This is a genomic window from Microbacterium resistens NBRC 103078 (assembly GCF_001552355.1).
Lineage (GTDB): Bacteria > Actinomycetota > Actinomycetes > Actinomycetales > Microbacteriaceae > Microbacterium > Microbacterium resistens.
On the sequence record NZ_BCRA01000011.1, the window covers coordinates 20,593 to 43,980 of the forward strand.

The following is a 23,388-nucleotide window of genomic DNA, read 5'->3' on the forward strand; positions in this document are numbered from 1 at the left end:
TCCCGGCGTCCCGGGCACTTCAAATACATTAGCCGAGGATCGGCGCTTCGCCAAACCGGCCCGGGTCGTCGGGCGTGTCCCGCAGCCTCCCGCACTGTCGGCGCTCACCGCCGCCGTCCTCCCCTCCCCGAGCGCGCGGCGGCACGCCCGGGACGCGGGCCTGGTCGGCGCACCGCCCGGGATCGGGTATGCTCAATACCTGTGCCGCACGGCACCACAACTCCACACGGGCGATTGGCGCAGTTGGTAGCGCGCTTCCTTCACACGGAAGAGGTCATCAGTTCGAGTCTGGTATCGCCCACCCAATGTTCGATGTTCAAACTTGCGACGTCCGCAGGTTTGACATCCTCCCCCGCACGCATCCTGGCCTCGTAGGTCAGCGCTGCGGCGTGGAGTTTCGGATCGAGAAGCGCATCGAACGGTTCACCGGGTTCGCCTTCCACCATGTCGACGTTCTCGACTTCGTAGACATGGATGCGTTCGAAGAACGCCTGGTTGCAGATGCGTCGTAGTGAGTCGTCAATGCTCATGTAGATCGCGTGCATGTCACCCGCCAACGCAAGGCAGTCTTCCAGGTGCGCTTTGGCTTGGTCATACTCGATCTGGCCGGCGTCGATCTGCGCGTCGAGGAACGTCAGCCGTCTGGCGATGCGGTCTTGTTCTTCTTTGAGCAGGTCCAGCGGGACTGCCCCCGAATGGTGTGCGTGCAGCAGGCTCCGGCGTTCGTCACGAAGCTTGTCGCGCTCAGCAGCGAGCGTGTGACTTTCTGCTTTGTTCGCGGCGTGGAGGTCATCGAACTGGCGGACGAGCATGTGGCGCAGTGCGGTGACGATGTGCTCGGGTATCTGCACACGCCGGTAGTAGTCCTCTACTTGCCGTTCGATGTCCTCGATGGGCATGGCCTGACGGACGCAGTTGGTGCGCTTGGAGTGCCGACCCGCGCACATGAAGTACGGGTAGATGACGCCCTTGCCGTTTTTAGCATGACTGACCATGAGCCGAGCGCCGCAGTCGCCGCAGTAAATCGTGCCTTTCAGGTAATGCTCGTGCGTCTGAGTTTTCTCCCCGGAGACTTGGTGCGCGGTGAGGACGTTCTGCACCCGGTACCAGAGCTCCGCGCTGACGAGTGGTTCGTGGAGCCCGTCGTAGCGAGCACCGCGAAAGATCACGTCGCCCTTGTAGTAAGGGTTGGAAAGCATCTGCTGGATCGTGGATAGCCCCGGCGCTTTGGACGGACGTTTCGGCGTCGGCACGGTCATCAAACCACGGTCAACCACCTCACTGTGCAGCATCGAGGTCGAATAGTTCCCGGTCGCGTACGCCTCAAACGCCCACCGCACCAGCGCGGCACGGTCGGGGTCAGGGATGACCGTGGGAACGTCGCGGCCGAGCTCGTCGCGGCTGTGGACATTGAGGTATCCAAGGGGCGCACGGCCGACTGTGCCTCCGGTGGCGGCCTTCTGAGTCATGCCCTTGGCTACCTCGCTGGCGAGGTTGCGGGAGTAGAACTCCGCGATGGTGGACATGATGCCGTGCAGCAGCATCCCCGATGGTGTCTCATCGATGTTCTCGGTGGCTGAAACGAGGATCACGCCGGCGTCTTTGAGGGCGAGGTGGATTGCTACATCGTCGGCGCGGTTGCGGGCGAGCCGGTCGACTTTGTGCACGATGCAGTACGCGACCTGGTGCGTTTTGACGTACTCGATCATCCGTATCAGCTCGGGACGGTCGGCCTTGCGGGCGGATTCGCCCGCGTCGATGAACTCTTCTACGACGATCGCGTTGAGGTCGCGGGCTTTGCGGAGGTTCGCGTCCCGCTGGGCTGGGATCGAGAATCCTTCGTCGCGGCCTCCGCGCTCGGCTTGCTCCTTGGTAGAAACGCGCAGGTAGGAGACAGCAAGGGTCGTGGTCTCGCCGAGGCGGTCGATGCTGGTAGGTGGTACCGGGGGCGCAAGTGTCATGAGTCGTGTTCCTCTCACCGGTGGTGGGAGCCAACGCGACGAAGGAGCGTCACGCGGTGCGACTCGTAAGTGGGAAACACGACCCTCCGGCACGAGGCCGGGGGTAAGCCACGAGGGCAAAGGGACTGCGCACCCGACCTGGCATGGTCGTGGCGTTGGGTTCTATTCTACGTTGTCGGGCTCAGAAGGCCCAGGATCGCCAGTATCGGGCATGGGAGCGTCGGAGTGCTTCGCTCTGGCGATCGCCATGCCGAGGAAGACCTGAGCGAGTTTGTGCAAATCGGGCTGACTGCGTGGGACTGTCTCAACCCGGAAATAGCGGTTTTTACGTCGGCTACGCCTCTCCTGCCGGTTCATGGTACTTCTCCGGTGTCTAGATTGACGCTAGAAATGATGAACTCGTCCTCGATGCGGAGTCGGGCTTGTACGTCGGCGTGCATGTACTCCACGAAGTCTTCTTCACGGTTGGTGATGATGATGTCTTCGACTGGATCGGTCGGTGCTTCGCCGGGCCATGCGGTTTGACGTGTCGGCCGGTCACGGTCCAGTCTCGTGCCGGATGCTGCGACCCAGTCGCGGAGGCGTTGGCGGGCTTCGGCGAAGTCGCGGTGCCAGACGAGCGGCGCGCTGCCTTTTGCGTCCGGGTCGTAGGCGCACAGCCAGTGCAGGTGCAGTGCGGACAGCTCCCAGACGAGTTCAGGGTGCCGGTGCCAGAACGGTGGGACTACGGCGGCGGGGATCCCGTAGGTGTGGCGCAGCCAGTGCACCCATTTGTTCAGCGCAAGCCATTCCTCCTCGGCGGCTTCTCCGGTCAGAAGGTTCCAGTTGATCGGGTTGGGTGGTCCCGATGGTTCTTCCTGTTCCTGGGCGTCGTCGGGGTCGTAACTCTCATCGAACTCGTCATCTTCGATGTCTTCGGTGTCAGGCTCGTCCAGGTTGAGTCTGTTGTTGCCTGTCATGACCGGACTCACCTTCCGATCGCGGATGCTGCTGCCGAGGTGCGCGGTGCCTCGGGTGACATTTCGGGGTCTTCGATCCCGCTGTCCAGCGCCTCGGGTGGGGTGCGTCGGGGGCGGTCGACGGTGTAGTTGGTGCGGGCTAGGTCGTGGCCGATCTTCTTGGCGACGAACTCTTCAGCCTGAAGCGGCTGCCCCTCCGAGTCGGTGCGGTCGTAGCGGTGGGTGTAACCCTCGGCAACGAATTTGTCACCCTTGGCGAAGCGGGCGTGCGCGCGTTCGGCGGTCTTCCGGAACGCGACAAGGTCGTGGAAAGTGGTGTCGGTCTGCGTGAACGATCCGTCGTCCTCGCGCCGGTAGTGTTCCTGCCCGATCTTCATGTACAAGCGGGCATCCCCGCGTTCGGTGACGGTCAGCTGCGGGTCGGACGCGATAAACCCCGATAGGGACTCTTGCGTGTGGATAGCCATTGGACGCTCCTTGTGACGGTGGCACCCCCGGGCGGGGGTGCTCTGTCAGGCAGGTGCGCCCTCGCCTCCCAGCGGCACCTGGTGCAGCAGATTCTCGATGTCGGTGCGCTGTTGACGGAGCTCGGCAGCGTCACGCCTGGTTGTCCAGGCGCGAAGGCGGGTGACGATCGGTGGTGCGGAGCGCAGCAGCACGAGGCCGGTGCCGAACGGGAGCGTGCGGATTACGTCGGGCGGCATGATCGGCACCCGGCGGATGGAGCGTTGCGCGGAGCGGGAGCCGTGGTCGCCGATGGTGGTGGAGTCGGTGATTTCGTCGCGTTCCCCGATGAGGGTGGTGAGGTCGTGCAGGTCGCGACTGTTGGACGCGCCGCCGAGGATGATCTTCACGATGGACGCGTCCCAGATCGCACCGGCCCCGTTCTCTGACCACTTCTCCCGTGCTTGAGCTAGTGACTGCAACACCGGCATGGTCGTGATCCCGGTGCCGCCGCCTTCGGCCATCAGCGTGGGCAGGGACGGAAGCGGGGCGAGGTTCCCGATCTCATCGAGTGCGAGCAGGAGGGGCGGGTCGAGGCGCGCGGCGGGTGATCGTGCGGCGATGCGGCGGGCAGTTTCGACGAGGTCTTCCACGAACGCCGCGACCAACGCTGAGGAGTTGTTCGCCCCGGCCCCGGTGGCCAGCAGATACACCGTGCCCCGTTTACGGAGGAACGCTTCGGGATCAAACTGCTCCTCCGGGCCGGGACTCACCGCGTCAAGCACGCGCGGATCAGCAAGGGCTGCAAGCGAGAGGGAGACGCCTTGCCAGATGGAGTCGCGGGTTCGGGGGTCGGAGTCGATCATCGCTTGCAGCGAGTCCGCCCACCCGGTCGCCGCTCTCGGGTTGGCGGTGAGGATCGCGACCGCATCGGACGCAGCAGCAGGGTCGAGCGTCCACCGGAACAGCTCTGCCGGTGAACGGCGATCGAGGGCAGCGGCGTGCAGGAGCGCTTGGAGGGCGGTGCGGGTTTTGCCTTCCCAGAAGTCGCCGCCTTCAACACCGCCGGCCGAGAGCCCGGTGCCTGCGGCGAGTCCGGTGGCGCGGATCATCGCCGTCAGAGGGTCATCACATCCGCGGATGGGTGACCAGCGCAGCCCTGCCGGGATGCCTTCGGCCAGGCGTTGCGGGTCAAACACCGCCACCGGCCCGTGGTTCTGCCGTGCACGGAGCGTCGCGGTGAGGTTGTCTGGGCGGGTGGAGGTGGTGATGACCGCGCCGGGCGCGTCCAAGATCGCGTTGATGACGATATGTAGGCCTTTCCCGGAGCGGGGTGGGCCGATGAGGAGGATCGAGTCCTCGACGCTCGCCCACACTTCGGCACCTCGGGACACCCCGAGCCGGTATCCGACATCCCCCGGCGTGGGCTTCGCGAGCGAAGGCCGAAGCTGGTGCGCGCGGCGAAGTAGCGCCTTCTCGGACGCGGCACTATGCACATCGGTGCGGGTGGCGATCCCGACGATCCGATACGGGTCGACCTTCGTTTGCCTCCCGTGCTCGCGCATCGCCTGCCACACCCACCACAAGGCTGTGCCGACGGCAAGCATCAGTAGTCCGGCGGTGATCCAGTACACGACAGGGTGCAGTCTGTCCGCGCCGAGCGGCACACCGGGATCGGCGGGATTGAGCAGCACCCCGAGACCTGCTTCGATACCACCTGTGGGTTGCGCGATCCCCGTGACCCATGCGGCGAAAGAGCCTGCGCCGCGGAGGATGCCGGCGAGGATCGCGGCGGCAATGAGGACGAGGATGCCGAGGTTTGTGAGCTCATCTCCCAGCACACCGCCCTGACGCGGGGTGCTCATTGCGGGCGTCCGATTACGAACGTCCCGGAGATTCGGCCGAGCAAGATGATCTCGCCGGTCGGTGACGTGGCGAGTTGTTCCAGGGTGAGGAGGGCGCGGGCGGTGCCGTCATTGCCGGCGTCGCTGTGCGTGTGGACGATCGCGACGGCGACATCCTCACCCGGCACGAACCCTTCGCCGACCACCTGATGCACCACCGGCATGGTCGCCGCTGTCGGTTGGGTGATGGCCAGTGGAGACGCATCGGGCGGTGGTGACGTGATGGATGCCGGTGGGGGGTCGGTGCGGCGGGTGCGGGGTGGGGTGATGATGTCGGTGAAGGTCGAGCCGTCGGCTTCGCGGACCTGGACACGCAACGGGGTCTGCAGCCGGGTGGTGAGTGCGTCGAGGATCGCGGGGAAGGATTCGCGGCGCCACGGCGGAGCGAACGGTGCTGGGGCGTGCGGGGTGCCGTCGATGGTCACGGTCATCGTGCCATCGACGGCCACGGTGAACTCCACCACCGGCACTGCCATCGGCCCCTCGGGAGTGCTCGGCGACCCTGGTGCTTCGTCGGGAGAGGTCGGGGTGGTTCGGCGGTAGCGGGGTTTCGGGGTCACAGGGTGTCCTTTCTGACGTGGGCACGGGTCGTCATGCAGGTGCGCCGACTGGTACCGGTGCAGAAAGGTGGGAGGGCACGACCCTGGGGTGGTTCGTGCCCTCCCTGAGCTGACCTGCCCTACTGGGGGTGCCGGGCAGTTCAGCCGTCTTTAGTCCCCCTTTGCCTCGAACAGGTCCTGGAACTCCTGGAACGCTTCGTCTTCCTCCCGGACGTACCCGGCGCGATCGCGGGCGATAGCGAGGCGGCGGCCGAACAGCAGCACCCCACCTGTGGCAGCGGCGATGAGTCCACCGGCGAGGCCGAGGGGCCACCAGTCGCCCCCGCCTGTCTGCGCCAGCTTCCCGGGTGTTCCAGGATGCCCTGGTTCCTCCGGTTCCGGGGTGACGGTGGTGGTCTCATCCGGCGCCCCGCACAGGCCACGATGCAGCACCGTGCCATCGGCATCCGTGACTGTCTCGACCCAGTAGTACGTGCCCACCTGGTCGAATACCACCTCATTGGAGCGGTACTCGCCCGGCCCATTCAGCTCGATGAGCTTCGAGGTGAAGACGAGCTCATCCGGGGTGCAGATCGCGCTCTCGCCGTCCTGCCGGTACGCCTCGAACACCAGCCGTGCCCCGTCGGGAATCGTGCCGGTGACCGTGGCGACATCGTGCGCGGGCTCACCCAGCACGACCTCCGGCAGGGCGGTTGTCTTCACGGTGAGGTTTTCGGGCTGCTCGTGGATCACTGTTGTCTCACCGGGTGCCCCGCACTGGCCTTCGGCGATGATCTCGCCGTCCGCGCCGTACAGCGTCTCGACCCAGAACACGTTGCCCGCCGCATCGGCGATCGTAGTCCCGGAACGGTAGACGGCGGCTTGAGTAACAGGGATCTCCTCACTGGTGAAGAACGGTGCTTCACAGACCGCACCGACCTCTACCGGGTGGGGTCCGTAGGCGCGGAACACGAGGTTTGCGCCGTCGGGAATGGTGGTGCCTTGCACGAGCGCGGTGTCTTCGAACGGCTGCCCCACGAATGCTTCCGGGGTTGCCTGTGTGATGACCGTCACCGGCGCCTGGCTTCCGGTCGGTGGTAGGTAGAAGCGTTCCAGCACATCCGCCGGAGACGACGCATAGGGTTGCACCCGGTCATCTCCTGCGAAGGTGGTGACGAGGACGTAGTAGCCGGGCTCGGTCGGCACGATCTTGTCGGCGTCGGTGTAGCCGAGCTGGTAGACCCCGTTGCGTGCCGGCGTCGTCAACTCGATCAGCACCGGCGCGCCCGCCAGGTCCAGATCCTCAGTGAGTTCGGTGTCGGTGGCGAACGGGCCGTAGATGGTGTGTGCCAGTTTGTCCACGTCGGCGGTCCAGTAGCCGTCGCCGGAGAAGTCGCCGTGGTTCGCGGGGAACCCGGTGACGGTGATGACATCGAATGCCCGCCCGCCGGGATGCACGTTGTACTCCCGCATCAGCGAGGTGACAGTGATCGGCCACCGCACCGAGGTGGTTTCGATGCTGATGCCGTACTCGTCCCGCCAGTCAGCGGCGAGGTAATCGCGTACCCACTCGGGCTGCGACGACTTCTGCACCTTCCATACCCAGGTGATGAACCCGCCCGTCGGCGCGATCACCTCTGGAGATGTGTAGACGCCGGGGCCGTCGGCGGTGATTGTCACTGTGCCGAGCGGCACCGCGGCTGGGTCGATCGTGACGGATTGTGCTGGGGGCAGGGTGCCGGGCACCTGGTAGGCGGTGCCCTCGAATACCACCGGAATGTGGGTGCCATCCTTCTTCAACCACGCACCGTTGGCACTGGAGACGGTGATGGTGTCGGTGAGTGCGTCGCCGGGGATCGCGAGGCGCTGATCCGCCTCTGACACCGCGACCGGCTGGAACGGGACCACCGATGTTTCCGCGACCTGACCGTATCGGTCGGTGAAGGAGTCGGTGAGGTATTTCGCGTTCTCGCCGTGGGCATCCTTGTCGATTGCCCACACCCACGTGTAGAACCCCGACTCCGCAGCGATGATCGAGCCCGGCGACGTGTATGAACCGGCACCCGTCAACGTGACGATCTCGGTGCCCGCGACGGGCGCGCCACTCGGCGCAGTGTCGGCTTCGGCAGGTTGCTCATCGAACGGCCCATACAAGGTCCCGTTCGCGGTGACCTCGATCGGGTTTCCGTTCAGGTGAATCCAGGTGCCCTTCGTCACTGACACGGCGAGCTCATCGGTGAATGCGTCTCCTTCGGCGACGAACCGAGACGACACCTGCGTAGCGATCACGGGTTGGAAGTCCAGCTCGATCACCGGCGACTGCGCGGTAGCGGACAAGCCTGTAGAGGAGCTGGCGACGGAGGCGACCAGCCGTTGCGCGCCGGGCGTCGTGTACAGGTCAATCACCGCGCCGTACCCGGCTGCGGGAACGCTCATCGACGCGGCAATCTGGTACGAGGGGACTCCGTCTGCCGGGGTACCGGTGACCAGATGAGCACCGGCTCCCAGAGTGCGGGTAGCCAACCCATTAGTGAAGGTGGCATCGGTGAGGGTCGCGGTGCCCTGCAATCCGGCCGGGTGGGTGCCGACGGTGAGTGTCCCGGCGTACTGATCCGTCATCGTCAGGCTCAGCGTCAGCGTCGGGTCGGTCACCGCGTTGACCGCGGCTTGCTGGCGCATGGTGCTGAGGTTCGCCAGGATCGCCGGACGCTCCGACGCCGGCGCGCGCCCGACGTAGTAGATGTCGCCGGACATGCCGTGCGAGTTGTACGTGCCCGGATCGGTGATCGACCAGGTGAACAGCGCTACGGCGGCGGTGATGTTGCGGTCGCCGGACTGCCCCCACCGGTCCAGCACGAAGTTCAGCTCCGCAAGCTGCTGCCGAGTGAGGGAATCCAGCGAGGTGATCGTGTGGGGTCCGGAGGTCTGCCCGAACGGGGCCGGGGCACCCAGGTCGGCGCAGTACGCCTGACGGCCGTCGACATCGGTGTTGTATGCGCCGAGGAACCCCAGCCCAATGTTGTAACCCACCCCCTCGCTCCCCGCATATGCAGGCGGAGCAGTGAGGGTGAACGTGCTGGCCATCAGCAACAGCGCGACGAGCACTGACAGCACCCGCCGGAGCGCTGTTGGTGGTGGAGCCGTGTTCTGCTCCGGATTATGGGTAAGCGATCCTGACACGACGTGCCTCCTGACTTGCAGTCCAGACAGCGACCCAACCGGCCGCCTTCACAGCAGGTGCACCACCACCGCCCAGGCGGCCACCGCTTGTCAGAGGCTTAGCCCGCGTCCCGACGGCCGAGCTGACGCCCGGGACGCGGCGGATGGGTCCAGCGGGTCGTTCTCGAGTCCCGCCGTGCGCCGCACTGCCCGCTGCGCACCCTCGCGCACTTCGTGAAGCAGGGCGCGGATGTCGTCGTATCCCGTGATCACGGACGCGAGCCTGTCGTGCAGCAAGCGGTGGCATCCCGCCGACGCAGCGGACGTGATCGGCCCCGGCACTGCCCCGACGGGTCGGCGCAACTCGACGGCCTGGGCGGCAGTGTGTAACGCCCCCGACCGGTACCCGGCCTCCACGACGACGACCGCGCCGGACAGTGCCGCGAGGAGCCGGCCACGTTGCAGGAACCGCCACTTCGTCGGCGCGGCCCCCGGCGGCAACTCACTCAGCAGCAGCCCATCCCGCCCGACGCGGGCGAGGAGTTCGGTGTGCCCGGCCGGGTAGAGCCGATCCAGCCCGCCGGCCATCACCGCGATCGTGGAACCGCCCGAAGCCAACGTGGCACGGTGCGCAGTCCCGTCGATCCCATACGCTCCGCCCGAGACGACCTGGCGCGTATCGGTCACCGCTGAGTGGGCAAGCTCCATGGCGACATGCTCCCCATACCCGGTCGCCGCCCGAGCTCCCGTCACCGTGACCCGATCCCACACCGGCGCGGCCAGCACACTCGTGTCGCCTTTCGCCCAAAGTACGACCGGGGCACGGTCACCGAGCGCATCCACCCCGGCCGGCCATTCCTGGTCACCGGGGATCAATACCCGCAGGCCGTGCCGTTCGGTATCGGCTAGCACTCGCCGTATCTGGGCGGTGTTGATGCGCGGCGCGAGACGCCGCTGCCACGTATCCCCATCCGGCCCTGGCGGCGGCTCGTCAGCGACTGCGCGGGCGACGGTCTCGGTCGCGCCGACCGTGCGCAGCAGTTGCCCCGTCGCCGAGTCTGCGGGTTCTGATGCCAGCGCGAGGATTACCCTCGCCGTGCGCTCATCCGCTGCCAGTTCCTTGATCGTCTCCATGATCCGCTCCCTTGTTATCTCGGATGGGTCGAGGGATAGGTGCGAACCCGCACGCCGAGAGACCTCAAGACCGTGGTGCAGGGCGAGGCCGATATCGGGAACTCGACCCCTCAGCGGGTGCGCTTGGGTCTTCCTCCGCGTTCCAACAATTCCAACAGAGTGTTATTATCTGCGTATGAATGCGGATACGAAGGTTTGTGGTCTGGACCCGTCTTCGGAGTATGTCGACCTGGCCGCGGAGGTGCTGAGTCTCCTATCTGACCCGACGCGGATCAAGATCGTGCTCGCCCTCCGTCAGGCTGACGAGCTGCCGGTGAACGCGTTGGCGGAGATCGTGGGCAAGAAGCCGTCCGGGGTTTCGCAGCATCTCGCGCGGTTGCGGATGGCGCGGATGGTGACCACGCGGCAGGAGGGCACGAGCGTGCTCTACCGCCTCACCGACGAGCACGCCCTCGCGCTCATAGTCGAGGCAATCAAACAGGCTGAACACGCGGTCGCAAACGGACAGATCCCGCCCCACCATCACGCACCCCAGCAGTAACCCCCACCTGATCCTTCTCACCGACTTGTTAGGCGCGAAGCATGATAGCCGTCCTCCGAAACCCGACCTACGCCAAGCTGTTCAGCGCGCAGATGATCGCGCTGCTGGGCACCGGCCTACTCACGGTCGCGCTCGGCCTGCTCGCCTTCAATATCGCCGGCGGGGATGCCGGGATCGTGATGGGTGTGGCGATGACGATCAAGATGGTCGCCTACGTCGCTGTCTCGCCGATCACCACCGCCTTGACGGCACACCTTCCGCGCAAGCCCGTCCTCATCGGCGCCGACCTGATCCGGGCCGGGGTCGCCGTCTCACTGCCGTTTGTCACCGAGGCGTGGCAGATCTACATCCTGATCTTCCTGCTCCAGTCCGCGTCAGCGACATTCACGCCCGCATTCCAAGCCGTCATCCCCTCCGTACTGCCGGATGAAGGCGACTACACCCGAGCCCTGTCACTCTCGCGTCTCGCCTATGACCTGGAATCGCTCGTGAGCCCGATGCTCGCCGCCGCCCTGTTGACGGTGATCAGCTTCCATAATCTGTTCGTTGGCACCGTGATCGGGTTCCTCGTCTCCGCCGCCCTGGTGATCGCATCCCGCTTCCCGCACATCGACATACCACCGCCCTCCAGGTTCTTCGACAGGCTCACCCGCGGAGCCCGAATATTCTGGACCAGCAGGGAGTTGCGCGGCCTGATGGGTCTCAACCTCGTCGTCGCCACGACCACCGCGATGGTCATCGTGAACACAGTCGTCCTCGTCCAGGGCGACCTCGGGCGCCCACAGCTCGATGTCGCGCTACTGCTGGGAGCCTATGGCGGCGGCTCCATGATCGTCGCCCTCGGGATGCCCAAGCTCCTGGAGAAGCTTCCGGATCGGCGGGTCATGCTCACCGGCGGTATCGCCCTGCCCGTCCTGCTCCTGATTGGGACCGGGGTCATCGCGTGGATGGACGGCACACCGCAGTGGGCGACCCTCCTCCTCGTGTGGGCGCTGCTCGGGGCCGCGACCTCGACAATCCTCACCCCATCGGCACGCCTCCTACGCCGCAACAGCACCGAGCAAAACCGGCCCGCGGTCTTCGCCGCACAGTTCTCCCTCTCCCACGCCTGCTTCCTGATTACCTACCCCCTCGCCGGCGTCGTCGGCGCGACCATCGGACTCTCCGCGGTCGCGCTCGTGCTCGTCGCCATCGGCATCCTCGGAGCTGTTCTCGCTGTCTTGACCTGGCGTGGCATCCCGGACGCTATGGAGCAAGGCTCCAGACAGCACACCGAGGCCCGGGATTGACGAAAGAAGGCTGAACCCTCTTGCGCTGTAGACAGATCTATCCCCAACGGTTCTACGACTTCGTCACCACCGTATTACCAAACGAAAGCGCCCCAACCCGCGTTAGCGTGAGGTTGGATTGCGGCGCTCTCAGCGACCGACCTTAAACTGTGGGATCCGTGGTGGCGACGCGAACCATGCACGCCGCCAGGTTTTTTACATTCATGCTGTTGGACGGTCTGCTCGCAGTCGGCGTCCGTTTCTGACACTGATACTGCTTCCGACTTCTCTTGAAAGATCATTGCCATGAGCCACCGCACCACCATGCCTCGCAGAAGGCTGTTCGCCGCGGCCGCCGCCGTACTTGTTTCTGGGCTCGCCCTGACCGGATGCGCCGCCCCCGCGCCTACCGCTGCACCGTCCGCAGCGAGCAGTGAAACCAGCGACAGTGAGTTCCTTGCCGAGCACAATCTGGATGGCCTCGGCGCGGCCCAGATCATCGAACGGCTCGACACCCTGCCCGTTGCTGACCGTCCGACTAACCTGATCGCATCCGTGCGGCCCGACGTGCTCGTCCTCACCGACGGCCAGGGCCGCGAAACCCAGGTCGCGATGCCCGAAGACGAGGTGTACATCTCGGTCGCCCCCTTCCGGGCGCAAACCCACTACTGCTACTTCCATAGCTTGACCACCTGCCTCGGTGAACTCGCGAACACCGAAGTGCAGGTCACACTCACCGACGAGGCAACCGGTGACGTGCTGATCAACGACCTGCGGCAGACGTTCGACAATGGTTTCGTCGGATTCTGGGTCCCTCGCGGTCTCGAAGCCACCCTGACCATCGGACTCAACTCGCAGACCGGCACCGCGACTATCTCAACGGTGAACGCAGACGACCCGACGTGCATCACCACGCTGCAACTGACCTGACCCAGCGGTAGGCCCGCCGCGCCCCGGTCACACCTCAGGGTGCCGGCCATCCTATTGCTCCCGGCTACGCCGCTGTAGGCGCCGTTAAGCGTGCCGTGATGTGGGGTGCTTGTTCAGCGGCAGTGTGGCGGCGGGTGCGTGCGGTGCGGAGCCCGTTGGCGACCACGATCACCTCGGCAACTTCGTGGACGAGCACGACGGCCGCGAGGCCGAGTACACCGGTGATCGCCAGCGGCCGCAACACGATGATGATCAACAGCGACTCGGCCAGCACCCGCCGTATCTGGACCTCCGCTCTCGACGGGCACTGGTGTGGCACTCAGGCGCAGCAGGATAGTTGCGATGGGTCGATGGTGAAGGACTTAGCGGCAATACGGATGCCTTCGGCCATGGTCAGGTAAGGGGCCCACGAATCGGCGACCTCAGCGATGGTCTTACCCAAGACGTGGACGCCCGCGGCGGCGAGCTCGCCAGCATCCTTGGCGACGACGGTCAGGCCGAGGATCTCGCTCGTTTCGGCATTGACGACGATCTTGATGAACCCGCGGGTGTCCCGGTTCACCAGTGCGCGGGGTACGTGGTGCAGCGGCAGCACGCGGCAGTCGCAGCGGATACCGGCGGCGATGACCTGCTTCTCGGTCATGCCGACCGCGCCGATAGCGGGACCGGTGAACGTCACCCGCGGCAGCCGTGAGTAGTCGACGGACCTCTCGGCGGCGGCGAAGGCGTTCTCAGCGACCAGGGTGCCGTGGTGGGCGGCGACGTAGACGAACTCGGGATGCCCGGTCACATCGCCTGCCGCCCAGATTCGCGGGTTGGACGATCGAAGTTGATCCGTGACCACGACTTCGCCTGAGTCTCCGGTCTGCACTCCCACCGCGTCGAGACCGAGCCCGTCAGTGACTGGACGGCGTCCGAGGGCGACCAGGACGTGATCGGCCCGGAACTCCTGGACCCCTCCAGCGACATTAGCACTCGCGACGATCTCGCCGTCCGCATCGCGGGACACCAGGGTGGGCACCGCGCGGCGGATCACGCGGATGCCCTCGTCGGCGAACGCTCCTTCGAGCGCTCGGGAGACCTCCGGCTCCTCCTTCGACGCCAGCCGGGAGCGTGCCAGCACGGTGACCTGGGAGCCGAGCCGAGCGAACAACTGTGCCTGCTCCAGGGCGACGTAGCCGCCGCCGAGGACTAGCAGCGAGGCGGGGACCTCGGTCAACTCCATCGCGGTGGTCGAGGTCAGATAACCCGCGTTATCCAGGCCATCGATCGGCGGCACCCAGGGCCGGGACCCAGTGGCGACTAGGTAGTGGTCGGCCTCGATGGTCTCGACGTTGCCGTCAGGTCCGGTGACTTCGAGGAAGGGCGCATCGGGCGTGCCTGCGAACGCAGCGTCCCCGCGGCGCATCTGCCACCCGTAGGAGTCGGCGACGTCAGCGTACTTCTCGCCCCGCAGTGATTCGACCAGCGCTTGCTTGCCACCGATCAGGGCAGGCATGTCGACCAGTGCTGCCGTGGTCGCGATTCCCGGGAACCGGTCAGAAGCGTCGGCAGCGACATGCCGGGCATCGGCGGCGGCGATGAGGGCCTTCGATGGCACGCAACCGGTGTTCACACAGGTCCCGCCGAGCGTGCCGCGCTCGATCATCACCACCGACTTCCCGAGCGTGGTCGCGCGGATCGCGGCGGCGAACGCGCCACCCCCGGATCCGATGATGGCAAGGTCATACTTCGTTGGCATCGCTGCTCCTGTCGCCACTTGGTTTCTTTCTCCGTGTCACCCATACTTGACCTTCCAGTGCGGGGGAAGGTCAAGTATGCTCCTGTTGATCGATCGGAGGCCGTGATGCGGATCGGAGAACTCGCCGAGCGGGCGGGCACGACGGCGAAGACGCTGAGGTTCTACGAGGAGCAGGGGCTGCTTTCACCGGCTGACCGCACACCGTCCGGCTATCGCGACTACAAGTCCGATGCCGTCGCCCGGGTCGGGTTCGTTCACCGTGGACAAGCGGCAGGCCTTACCCTCGCCCAGATCCGTCAGATACTCGACATCCGCGACGGCGGCAGCGCGCCCTGCGAGCACGTGCGCAACCTCCTCCACACACGTCTGGCCGCGATTGAACAGCAGATCGCCCAGCTCACTGCACTACATGCCTCCATTGCAGTCCTGCGCGACACTGCCGCTGACCCCGCACCCGACAGCTGCAATCCCGATCTGGTCTGCCGATACCTCTGAACTCCTCCCGAATGCCAGGACCTGCACCATTGCCCCAGCGTTGCTAAAAAGCAGAATGTGTCGGCACAGTATCCACCGCACCGGAGGCAAATCGTGGGAGAGCCTCCGAATTGGATGTTCGCAGCTCCGGCATCGGAGTGGATCGTTACCGACTCGACGGGCACATCCGCGAGACCCAGGGTGTCCAATGCGGCGCGTGTGCGTGCTCGGCATCCGCAGTGTTCGGGCGGCCCTCGATGTGCGGCACTTGCACCTTCATTCGATTAATTCTCTCGCTCACTCGCCATGAACTCAGGGTTAGGTCGATCCGCACGATCGGTGACTGGCGCGGAGCCGGTGTTCCCGCTCGTGGGTGTTTTCGTTTTCTGGCTCGTCGTGATGAGGATCAGGCAGAGCAGGGCGACGCCGACGACGACGAGGACATCGGCGACGTTCCCGACGAAGAGGTTGCCGTAGGCGATGAAGTCGGTGACATACCCTTGCCCGAACGACGGGGGCTTCACGAGCCGGTCTAAGAGGTTGCCGACCGCACCGCCGAGGATCAGGCCCAGTGCGATACCCCAACGGATGCCACGCAGCCGTGCGGCGAACGCGGTTATCACGGTGGCGGCGAGGACACCGATGATCGTGAACACCCAGGTGCTTCCGGAGCCGATGGAGAACGCGGCTCCGGGATTGTACACGAGCGACAGAGACAACAGGTCACCGACGAGCGGGACGCGGTCGCCAGGCTCCAGCTGGGTCGTCGCAAGCGCTTTCGTGCCCTGGTCGAGGATCAGCCCGATTCCGGCGACGGGGAGTGTGATGCCGAGCGCGCGGGCAGGCCTCTTCGCGACCTTCGGTCCGGGCGACGACTCGTCGTAAGCCCCCGGGGTCTCGAAGGCGCGCAGCCCGGTGCCTCGGGCAGTCAAGCGGATGCCGTCCGCGTGCGGGCGGCACGGAGCCCGTTGAGGATCACGATGACCTCCGCGATCTCGTGGATCAGGACGACAGCGGCGAGCCCGAGGACACCGAACAGTGCGAGCGGGAGCAAGGCAGTGATGATCAGCAGCGACAGGACGATGTTCTGGTTGATGATGCGTCGTCCCCGGCGGGCATGGGCGAACGCGCGCGGGATGAGGCGCAGGTCGTGGCCGGTGAAGGCGACATCAGCGGATTCGATCGCCGCGTCTGAGCCGGTCGCGCCCATTGCGATGCCTATGTCGGCGGCGGCGAGGGCGGGGGCGTCGTTGATGCCGTCGCCGATCATCGCCGCGGGAGCGGTGCGGGACAGTTCGCTGATCGCGGCGGCCTTGTCCTCGGGACGGAGCTCGGCGCGCACGTCGTCGATCCCTGCCTGGGTGGCGAGGGCGGCGGCGGTGCGGGCGTTGTCGCCGGTGAGCATGGTGACTCCGATGCCCTGATCGGTCAGGGTGCGAATCACCTCGGGTACCTCGGGGCGCAGCTCGTCGCGCACCCCGATCGCGCCGACCAGCCGCTCGTTCCGATGCACGATCACCACGGTCATGCCCTGTTCCTCCAGTTCGGCGACCCGGTCTGCGAGGACTCCGGCGGACAGCCATCGGGGACTGCCTACGGTCACGCTCACGCCGTCGATGACACCGGTGATGCCGTGTCCGGCCTGCTCGGTCACCTCGGTCGCGGCGGGGGCGTCGGGTGCCTTCGCGGTGATCGCGGCGGCGAGGGGGTGGGTGCTGTGCTGTTCCAACCCGGCAGCCCAGCCGAGCATTTCGCTCTCGGTGGCGTCCTCGGTGGTGAGGACGGCGGTGACGGTAGGCTGGTTGCGGGTGAGGGTGCCGGTCTTGTCCACGGCGACGTGGCGGATACCGCCGAAGCGTTCGAAGATCGCGCCGGACTTGATGATCACGCCGAACTTGCTGGCTGAACCGATCGCGGCGACCACGGTGATCGGCACCGAGATCGCCAACGCGCACGGCGACGCAGCCACCAGCACCACCAGCGCGCGGGTAATCCACAGTTCCGGGTCGCCGAACAGCGACCCGATCAGTGCGACCAGGACGGCGAGGATCAGCACCCCGGGCACCAGCGGGCGGGCGATCCGGTCGGCCAGTCGGGCACGGTCGCCCTTCTCGGCCTGCGCCTTCTCGACCAGATCCACGATCGTGGTCAACGAGTTGTCCGTGCCCGCCGCAGTCGCCTCGACTTCCAGCGCCCCGGCGGTGTTGATCGCCCCGGCGGACACCGCATCGCCGGGAGCGACCTCGACGGGGATCGACTCGCCGGTGATCGCGGAGGTGTCCAGACTGGAGCGCCCCGAGACCACGACCCCATCGGTCGCGATCCGCTCACCTGGACGCACCAGCATCACCTGCCCTGGCTCCAGGTCATTGGCCGCGACCTCGACCGAGGCCCCATCACGGCGAACGGTGGCGGTGTCGGGGACGAGCTTCAGCAGCGCCCGCAGCCCACCGCGGGCGCGGTCCATCGCCTTGTCCTCTAAGGCCTCGGCGATCGAGTAGAGGAACGCCAGCGCCGCGGCCTCCTCGACATAGCCGAGGATCACCGCACCGATCGCGCTGATCGTCATCAACAGGCTGATCCCGAGCTTGCCCTTGGCCAGCTTCTGGATCGCGCCGGGCGTGAACGTCGACGCGCCCGCCAGCAGCCCGATCCAGAACAGCACCAGCGCGGGAATCTCCGCCCCGGACCACTCGCAGATCAGCCCCGCAAAGAACGCGACCCCGGAAAATACCGGCAGCAGGATCTCGCGATCCTTCCACCACGGCCCGTCGTGATCGTCGCCGTCCTCGTCGATCTCCACCTCGTCGATCTGCGACCCCGACACCGCGCTCACGCGCCCGCTCCCGGCTTGCAGCAGCCCGTGACCGAGCATGCCGGGTCGATGCACGGCGCGTTCTCATCGACCCCCAATGTCACATCAACCAGCGCGTTCAGCGCCGCAGCCAGATGCGGGTCCGCGATCTCATACCGCGTCTGGCGGCCCTCCGGCTCAGCCACCACGATTCCGCAATCCCGCAGACACGTCAGATGGTTCGACACGTTCGAGCGCGTCAGCTCCAGCCTCCGCGACAGCACCGCCGGATAGCTCGGCCCCTCCAGCAGCGTCATCAGAATCCGCGACCGCGTCGGATCGGCCATCGCCCGGCCAAGCCGGTTCATCACATCGAGACGGGAAGCAACAGTCAGCATGCACTGACTATACAGTGCTTACTGTCACGTCTGGGGCCTGTAGACCAACAGCCACCATACGCTGACTGTTCAGCAAGCGATGGCCCATCGACTGTTCCGGGAGAATGGAGACATGCGAACAAGTGTGGAGTGGATGGAACGGCATCAAGTGCCACTGTATCTCGCTGCGCTTATCATCGGTGCCGCGGTCGGCCTCCTGAACCCCGCGATCGTCCACCCGGCGGGGACGGCGATCAACCCCGTTCTCGGGTTGCTCCTGTACGCAACCTTCCTGGGGGTGCCATTCGCCAGGATCGGGCAGGCGTTCCGTGATTGGCGATTCCTAGCCACCGTCCTAGTCGTGAACTTCGTCCTCGTTCCGGTCGTCGTGTTCCTGCTATCGCGCCTCGTCTCGCACGATCAGGTGCTGCTCATCGGGGTGCTGTTCGTGCTGCTCACGCCCTGCGTGGACTACGTCATCGTGTTCACAGGCATCGCCGGCGGCGCCAAGGAACGCCTCCTCGCGGCGGCACCGCTGCTAATGCTCGCGCAGATGCTCGTACTGCCGCTCTACCTCTGGCTTTTCATCGGGGACGAGTTCGTCGCAACCATCGATCTTGCTCCCTTCATCGAGGCATTCCTGCTCCTCGTCCTCCTGCCTCTGACCGCAGCCGGACTCACCCAGCTCGCTGCCCGCACCCGCGCCGGGCGCGGAGTGCAAACGGTCGTGCTGTCCGCAACGGTGCCGCTCATGATGCTCACCCTCGCCATCGTCGTCGCCTCCCAGATCGCTGGCGTTGGCCAGCAGATCGGCTCGCTCCTGCTCGCAATCCCCGTCTACGTCCTGTTCGTCGCCCTCATGGTTCCCATCGGCGCAGTTGCAGGCCGGATCGCGCGCCTCGATATCCCAAGCCGGCGGGCGATCGTGTTCAGCGGCGCCACCCGCAACTCCCTCGTCGTCCTCCCGCTCGTCCTCGCCCTCCCTCCCGCATTCGACCTCACCCCGCTCGTCGTCGTCACCCAGACTCTCGTCGAACTCATCGTCATGGTCGTCTTCGTCCGCCTCATCCCGCGCCTCATCTCGAATCGCGCGGTCGAGGCCGCGACCGCATAGCGGCACGAACCCACGACGGGCATCAGCCGTGAGTTCCCGCACTAACCTGCTTCGGAGAACATGAACTTACGGGAGTTTCGCTGTCATTCGCTGGGTGGTATCGAACGTCGCCAGCTCCGCCGGGTGGAGCTGGTGCTGCACGACGAAGGATCGTTCCTTGATTCGCCACAGCCCTTGTCCGGTGCCGAGTCCTGGGAGGAGTTTCTGTTCGGTGCCGGTGAGGCCGAGGGCGGCGGCGGTTGCTCCGAGTTGGTCGGGTTCTTGCCGGTAGATGATGCGCGTCTCCGCATTCGCCAGCAGCGAGTTCGCGAGGGCGCGCATGGCGGAGCCGGAGTCGCCGACGTTGTCGAGGTCGGTGAGCTTGTGGAAGATGAGCATGTTCGCGATCCCGTAATGTCTCGCGAGCCGCCATTGCGCATCCATCCGACGCAGCAGTGCCGGGTAGGCCATGAGTCGCCAGGCTTCGTCGTAGATCACCCACCGGTGCCCGCCGTTCGGGTCCATCAGCGCCGACTCCATCCACGCCGACGAGCAAGTCATCAGCACTGAGATCAACGTGGAGTTCTCCGCGACCCGTGACAGGTCGAGCGAGACCATTGGGAGGGATGGGTCGAACCGCACCGTCGAAGGCCCGTCAAACAACCCCGCAAGGTCGCCTGCGACGAGCCGTCGGAGTGCATGCCCGACGAGCCGGCCGTCTTCGGCGAGTCGCCCATCGGTATCGGTTGCAGGTTCGGGGTTCAGGATGTGGTCGACGACTATTGGCAGGATGGGCACCTCCGACGAGCGGACGGTGTCTCGGAGGGCGAGGTCGATCGCGGTGTGCTCCAACGGCGACAGCACCCGATCCAGCACCGTTTCCGCCAGCGCCCCGATGAGTTCACGGCGGCGGGAGGCGACTTGCGCGGCCCATTCCGCGTCGCTGGTCCCGGAGGGGCGGTGGCCTTCATCGAGCGGGTTGAGACGGTTTCGGAGCCCGTGCCCGAGGACGATTGCCCGCCCGCCGACGGCTTCGGCGACGGCGGTGTGTTCGCCCTTCGGATCACCGGGGACGTACACGCGGCGTCCGAACGGTATCGACCGCGTGTAGAGGGACTTGGCGAGGGAGGATTTGCCGGAGCCGACGATGCCGGCGAGGACGATGTTGGGTGCGGTGATGATGCCGCGGGCGTAGAGGGTCCAGGGGTCGTAGACGAACGAGCCGCCGGAGTAGAGGTCCTGCCCGACAAACACACCGTCTGCGCCGAGGCCGCCTTCGGCGAGGAACGGGTACGCGCCCGCGAGCGTCGCGGACGTGTCCTGATGCCGCGGCAGACGGAACCGGCCCGGCGTCCTGAGCGCCGCAACTCCGGGCTCGCCCGCGGCGGGCAGGTAGGTGGTGTTACGCCGCTCGGCACGCTCCGCCGCGACCCGTGCGCGTTCCTGCGCTTGCGCGGTCTTACGGGCATTCGTTTCGATGTTCGCGGCGGCGCGCTTGCGTGCCTTCCGGTGTTTGCGGTGTTCCCCGGCGGGTTCGACCAGTGCCGCTGTGTGGAGCTTCTGTGGCTCGTTCACAGTGCTCGCCCCCGAGACGGTGACGACGCCTGCGATGCTGCGAAGTAATCATCCTCCTCGACGGAGGGCACTGCGCGGGGAACTCTCGCCGGCGGCACCGGCCTCGTCACCGCAGGCGGCACGTCGACTTCCCGAGCTTCGAGGTGTGTGCGGAGCAGGGAGACGTGTCCGTGGTCGTGGTTGTATGTCAGCGTGTATTCGCCACGGGTCACCGTCCGGTCGAGGGGTCCGGTCGGGGGTTCGTCGTAGACGTAGCCGTTGACCAGCGCCGCCTGGGTGGTGTCCTCGCCCATGTCGAACCCGGCCAGGTGCTCGATCGCCGCATCCGTGCCGTCTCGATCGATGATCGCCAGCACCTCGTCGGCGTCCTGCCCTCGCAGGAACACGATCCCGACCCACCGGGCAGGAGGGGTTGGGTCTGAGGGCGCGGGCCGCCACGCGATGCGGCCAGAGACACCCCTGGCCACATCCACCTGGTCATGCACCCCATCGAGCAGCACCGCAGCATGCCGCAGATCGGCCGCGGCGGTAAGAGCGTGACTTGCGCCCGCAGCCTGGTTTCCGTCGTCGTCGCATGCACGCACCTGGTTCGAGGCATGCGCGGTGGCGAGTTGGTCGAGCACCTGCCGGAGAGACCTGACCCCGGCGAGGAGGTCACCGAGCACCGCGTAGGTGTCGGCGGGGTCCTCGAACACGCGGGTCGCGTGCGCGAGTCCGCGGAGCGCTTCGGACGCTTCCGCAGCACCGGCGGTGGGGTTCTGGAACGTCGGCATCACTACTCCTGACATCAGACGGTGCGGCACAGCGGTAGCGCTGCGACGGTGAAGGCTTGCGCTTGCTGCCCGACGAGGCGTCGCGTTTCGCAGGAGGCTTGGATGGCGGCTTGCTCGATCGCGGCGACGGCGGTGTCGAGTTCTTCCGGGGTGGGGGCGCTGATGGAGATGAGGCCGGTGTAGCGGAGGACGCCGTGGCCGGCGGTGAGGTCGGCTTCTTGTTGCAGCACGTCACCGTATTCGGCGGTTTGTGAGGCGTCTTCGATCTGCCCCATTTTCTGCCGTTGCGCCGCGTCCGAGATCAGCTCGGTCTTCTTCTTCCGAATATCCCGTGCCGCCTGATCCGAACGGATCGGCGTACACACCAACGAGAACGCCCGCTGAATCCCAGACGACAACAGCACCGGGGCGAGGAACCCCGGATACACCTGCGACCTCGGCCACTCCGACACCCACAACACCGCATGAAACGCGGAATCCGACCGCAACCGATCCCACGACTCCGTCACCGCGACCGGGCCCGCGGTGGCAAGCGTGCGGCCGATGTCGCTGTGGCGTTCCAGGATCGCGGCGGTTGCGGGGTCGTAGGCGGAGCGGAGGATCACGGCGACCTGGGCGGGGGTGAGCCACCCGGTGACGGTGAGTTCCGCCGCCCGCAGCGCCGTGACGAGGGTGGTCATTTCTTGTCGGAGGACGGCGGCTGCGCCTTTGATGCCGCCACCGTTGGTGCGGACCTGTCTGGCGGCGGCTTTGAGGTCGAGGGCGAGGCTGATGGTGGTGGCGTGGCGTTCCCCGGCGGGCCCGGCACGGTCGATGAGTTCCCGATACACGGTCGACGTCCATGACCCGTCGTCGTGGCCGTGGCGGTGCCACCACTCCACGAGCCCGGAGCCGCCGTCAGGGAGGGTGCGTTCGCACACTTGGAGGCGCGCGATCCGCCCGGACCGGCAGGTGGTGGCAAGCACCCGCCCCCAGGTCGCGACGCGGCGTTCCTGCTCGCCTGGGTCGAGGAGCACGAATGCGGGGTGTGAGACGCCGATGATCGCGGTGAGGGTCTGCTGGTGGGGGTCGTGGATCATCGCCGCCCCCGTCTCCGGGTCCTCCCACTCCCGAAGCGCTGCCGCATCACCCGGCAACGCGAGCGTCCCGGCGGGGCGGGGCTTGACCACTCGCCGCCGGAACACGGTCTGCTTCTTCTGGGTGCGGGCGACCCAGCGGAAGGTGACGGGCACCCACTCGATCAGCTTCCGTCCGCCGACCGGGGTCCAGGCTAGCGCTGCGCACAGCAGCCAGACGGGTGCGGTCCAGGCCAGGAGGATTCCGCCTCCGGCGTAGAGGGCGCCGACGATGGAGAGGACGCCGGTGGCGAGGACGATCAGTTGCGGGAGGGAGAGGCCGAGGAGGATGCCGCGGCGGGTGAGGCGGGAGAACTGCACCGCCCGCAACCCAAACTCCACACCGCTCGTGGACTGTTGAGACGACATCGGTCACTCCTTCTCGACGGACGGCTTCGGAGCAGGCGGCGGCGACTTCGCCGGAGGCACCGAAGTAGCTGGCCTCGTAGGTGCCGTCGGTGCCGGGCTGGGCGCGGCTGAGGGCTGCACGGTCTCACCAGCACCCGCAGCGTGCCCTTCCGCCGCGCCGCCCACGACGCCGCCGAGCTTCGGTCCCGCGGTCGCGGCGACCTTCGCGACCTGCGCACCCACCACGACCGCAGCGGCA

20 protein-coding genes and 1 tRNA gene are annotated in these 23,388 nt (G+C 66.4%); 6 read left to right on the forward strand and 15 right to left on the reverse strand.

What is annotated here, in order from left to right; all coding sequences use genetic code 11:
* The first annotated feature begins 228 nt into the window (after positions 1-228).
* Positions 229-301: transfer RNA gene (locus MR1_RS02230), tRNA-Val, on the forward strand.
* On the opposite strand, the gene MR1_RS19210 is transcribed toward MR1_RS02230, so the two are convergent.
* The 7 genes from MR1_RS19210 to dprA all read right to left on the reverse strand — a co-directional run bounded on the left by MR1_RS19210 (position 261) and on the right by dprA (position 10,100).
* Complete coding sequence (locus tag MR1_RS19210) at positions 261-1,961, reverse strand: recombinase family protein (protein WP_084344301.1); 1,701 nt, start codon at positions 1,959-1,961, stop codon at positions 261-263. The genes MR1_RS02230 and MR1_RS19210 overlap by 41 nt on opposite strands.
* 353 nt (positions 1,962-2,314) lie before the next feature.
* Positions 2,315-2,920 carry a hypothetical protein gene (locus tag MR1_RS02250; protein ID WP_067243008.1) on the reverse strand — a complete coding sequence of 202 codons (606 nt, stop codon included), beginning with the start codon at positions 2,918-2,920 and terminating at the stop codon, positions 2,315-2,317.
* 8 nt (positions 2,921-2,928) lie between these two features.
* Positions 2,929-3,387: a single-stranded DNA-binding protein gene (locus MR1_RS02255; protein ID WP_067243010.1), complete on the reverse strand. Its 459-nt coding sequence runs from the start codon at positions 3,385-3,387 to the stop codon at positions 2,929-2,931.
* A gap of 45 nt (positions 3,388-3,432) precedes the next feature.
* Positions 3,433-5,229, reverse strand: coding sequence for a type IV secretory system conjugative DNA transfer family protein (locus tag MR1_RS02260; RefSeq protein ID WP_067243012.1), 1,797 nt, complete (start codon positions 5,227-5,229; stop codon positions 3,433-3,435).
* Positions 5,226-5,744, reverse strand: coding sequence for a hypothetical protein (locus MR1_RS02265; protein ID WP_084344299.1), 519 nt, complete (start codon positions 5,742-5,744; stop codon positions 5,226-5,228). The genes MR1_RS02260 and MR1_RS02265 overlap by 4 nt, the downstream gene beginning before the upstream one ends.
* 234 nt (positions 5,745-5,978) lie before the next feature.
* A complete protein-coding gene (locus MR1_RS02270) occupies positions 5,979-8,987 on the reverse strand; it encodes a hypothetical protein (RefSeq protein ID WP_157517864.1) in 3,009 nt (1,002 codons plus the stop codon).
* Between the two features lie 90 nt (positions 8,988-9,077).
* Positions 9,078-10,100 carry a DNA-processing protein DprA gene (gene dprA, locus MR1_RS02275; RefSeq protein ID WP_067243016.1) on the reverse strand — a complete coding sequence of 341 codons (1,023 nt, stop codon included), beginning with the start codon at positions 10,098-10,100 and terminating at the stop codon, positions 9,078-9,080.
* 175 nt (positions 10,101-10,275) lie between these two features.
* Between dprA and MR1_RS02280 the strand changes: the two genes are divergently transcribed.
* From MR1_RS02280 to MR1_RS02290, 3 genes are all read left to right on the forward strand, one after another.
* Positions 10,276-10,641: an ArsR/SmtB family transcription factor gene (locus MR1_RS02280; RefSeq protein WP_067243018.1), complete on the forward strand. Its 366-nt coding sequence runs from the start codon at positions 10,276-10,278 to the stop codon at positions 10,639-10,641.
* A gap of 41 nt (positions 10,642-10,682) precedes the next feature.
* Positions 10,683-11,930, forward strand: coding sequence for an MFS transporter (locus tag MR1_RS02285; protein ID WP_067243020.1), 1,248 nt, complete (start codon positions 10,683-10,685; stop codon positions 11,928-11,930).
* Between the two features lie 285 nt (positions 11,931-12,215).
* A complete protein-coding gene (locus MR1_RS02290) occupies positions 12,216-12,839 on the forward strand; it encodes a CueP family metal-binding protein (RefSeq protein ID WP_067243022.1) in 624 nt (207 codons plus the stop codon).
* 64 nt (positions 12,840-12,903) lie between these two features.
* On the opposite strand, the gene MR1_RS02295 is transcribed toward MR1_RS02290, so the two are convergent.
* A complete protein-coding gene (locus MR1_RS02295; RefSeq protein WP_067243024.1) occupies positions 12,904-13,113 on the reverse strand; it encodes an HAD family hydrolase in 210 nt (69 codons plus the stop codon).
* A 45-nt stretch (positions 13,114-13,158) separates the two neighbouring features.
* Positions 13,159-14,580 carry a mercury(II) reductase gene (merA, locus tag MR1_RS02300; RefSeq protein WP_067243026.1) on the reverse strand — a complete coding sequence of 474 codons (1,422 nt, stop codon included), beginning with the start codon at positions 14,578-14,580 and terminating at the stop codon, positions 13,159-13,161.
* 105 nt (positions 14,581-14,685) lie between these two features.
* Here merA and MR1_RS02305 point away from each other — a divergent pair, with 105 nt between their 5' ends.
* Positions 14,686-15,075: a heavy metal-responsive transcriptional regulator gene (locus MR1_RS02305; RefSeq protein ID WP_067243028.1), complete on the forward strand. Its 390-nt coding sequence runs from the start codon at positions 14,686-14,688 to the stop codon at positions 15,073-15,075.
* A 263-nt stretch (positions 15,076-15,338) separates the two neighbouring features.
* Here MR1_RS02305 and lspA read toward each other — a convergent pair whose 3' ends face one another.
* Genes lspA through cmtR form a run of 3 tightly spaced genes read right to left on the reverse strand, consistent with a single transcriptional unit; the run spans position 15,339 to position 18,246 of the window.
* Positions 15,339-15,986 (reverse strand): signal peptidase II, encoded by a 648-nt coding sequence (gene lspA, locus MR1_RS02310; protein WP_409366234.1) that lies wholly within the window; start codon positions 15,984-15,986, stop codon positions 15,339-15,341.
* A complete protein-coding gene (locus MR1_RS02315; RefSeq protein ID WP_067243029.1) occupies positions 15,983-17,929 on the reverse strand; it encodes a heavy metal translocating P-type ATPase in 1,947 nt (648 codons plus the stop codon). Before MR1_RS02315 ends, lspA begins: the two co-directional genes overlap by 4 nt.
* The gene (gene cmtR / locus MR1_RS02320; protein WP_067243031.1) at positions 17,887-18,246 is read right to left on the reverse strand and encodes a Cd(II)/Pb(II)-sensing metalloregulatory transcriptional regulator CmtR; all 360 of its coding nucleotides are present in this window, start codon (positions 18,244-18,246) and stop codon (positions 17,887-17,889) included. The genes MR1_RS02315 and cmtR overlap by 43 nt, the downstream gene beginning before the upstream one ends.
* 112 nt (positions 18,247-18,358) lie before the next feature.
* Here cmtR and MR1_RS02325 point away from each other — a divergent pair, with 112 nt between their 5' ends.
* Positions 18,359-19,339: an arsenic resistance protein gene (locus MR1_RS02325; RefSeq protein ID WP_067243033.1), complete on the forward strand. Its 981-nt coding sequence runs from the start codon at positions 18,359-18,361 to the stop codon at positions 19,337-19,339.
* Positions 19,340-19,405: 66 nt separating this feature from the next.
* Here MR1_RS02325 and MR1_RS02330 read toward each other — a convergent pair whose 3' ends face one another.
* Genes MR1_RS02330 through MR1_RS02340 form a run of 3 tightly spaced genes read right to left on the reverse strand, consistent with a single transcriptional unit; the run spans position 19,406 to position 23,150 of the window.
* Complete coding sequence (locus MR1_RS02330) at positions 19,406-20,893, reverse strand: ATP-binding protein (protein ID WP_067243035.1); 1,488 nt, start codon at positions 20,891-20,893, stop codon at positions 19,406-19,408.
* Positions 20,890-21,666, reverse strand: a complete 777-nt coding sequence (locus MR1_RS02335; RefSeq protein WP_067243036.1) for a hypothetical protein — start codon at positions 21,664-21,666, stop codon at positions 20,890-20,892. The genes MR1_RS02330 and MR1_RS02335 overlap by 4 nt, the downstream gene beginning before the upstream one ends.
* 14 nt (positions 21,667-21,680) lie before the next feature.
* Positions 21,681-23,150, reverse strand: a complete 1,470-nt coding sequence (locus MR1_RS02340; protein WP_067243038.1) for an SCO6880 family protein — start codon at positions 23,148-23,150, stop codon at positions 21,681-21,683.
* Positions 23,151-23,388 lie beyond the last annotated feature (238 nt).

Bases quoted from the DNA above. Each gene is read 5' to 3' on its own strand.
- MR1_RS02285 (WP_067243020.1), top strand. From the start codon at position 10,683: ATGATAGCCGTCCTCCGAAACCCGACCTACGCCAAGCTGTTCAGCGCG.
- MR1_RS02305 (WP_067243028.1), top strand. From the start codon at position 14,686: ATGCGGATCGGAGAACTCGCCGAGCGGGCGGGCACGACGGCGAAGACG.
- dprA (WP_067243016.1), bottom strand. From the start codon at position 10,100: ATGGAGACGATCAAGGAACTGGCAGCGGATGAGCGCACGGCGAGGGTA.
- MR1_RS02335 (WP_067243036.1), bottom strand. From the start codon at position 21,666: ATGCCGACGTTCCAGAACCCCACCGCCGGTGCTGCGGAAGCGTCCGAA.
- MR1_RS19210 (WP_084344301.1), bottom strand. From the start codon at position 1,961: ATGACACTTGCGCCCCCGGTACCACCTACCAGCATCGACCGCCTCGGC.
- merA (WP_067243026.1), bottom strand. From the start codon at position 14,580: ATGCCAACGAAGTATGACCTTGCCATCATCGGATCCGGGGGTGGCGCG.
- MR1_RS02290 (WP_067243022.1), top strand. From the start codon at position 12,216: ATGAGCCACCGCACCACCATGCCTCGCAGAAGGCTGTTCGCCGCGGCC.
- MR1_RS02315 (WP_067243029.1), bottom strand. From the start codon at position 17,929: ATGCTCGGTCACGGGCTGCTGCAAGCCGGGAGCGGGCGCGTGAGCGCG.
- MR1_RS02255 (WP_067243010.1), bottom strand. From the start codon at position 3,387: ATGGCTATCCACACGCAAGAGTCCCTATCGGGGTTTATCGCGTCCGAC.
- cmtR (WP_067243031.1), bottom strand. From the start codon at position 18,246: ATGCTGACTGTTGCTTCCCGTCTCGATGTGATGAACCGGCTTGGCCGG.
- MR1_RS02325 (WP_067243033.1), top strand. From the start codon at position 18,359: ATGCGAACAAGTGTGGAGTGGATGGAACGGCATCAAGTGCCACTGTAT.
- MR1_RS02280 (WP_067243018.1), top strand. From the start codon at position 10,276: ATGAATGCGGATACGAAGGTTTGTGGTCTGGACCCGTCTTCGGAGTAT.
- MR1_RS02250 (WP_067243008.1), bottom strand. From the start codon at position 2,920: ATGACAGGCAACAACAGACTCAACCTGGACGAGCCTGACACCGAAGAC.
- MR1_RS02265 (WP_084344299.1), bottom strand. From the start codon at position 5,744: ATGGCAGTGCCGGTGGTGGAGTTCACCGTGGCCGTCGATGGCACGATG.
- MR1_RS02260 (WP_067243012.1), bottom strand. From the start codon at position 5,229: ATGAGCACCCCGCGTCAGGGCGGTGTGCTGGGAGATGAGCTCACAAAC.
- MR1_RS02340 (WP_067243038.1), bottom strand. From the start codon at position 23,150: ATGTCGTCTCAACAGTCCACGAGCGGTGTGGAGTTTGGGTTGCGGGCG.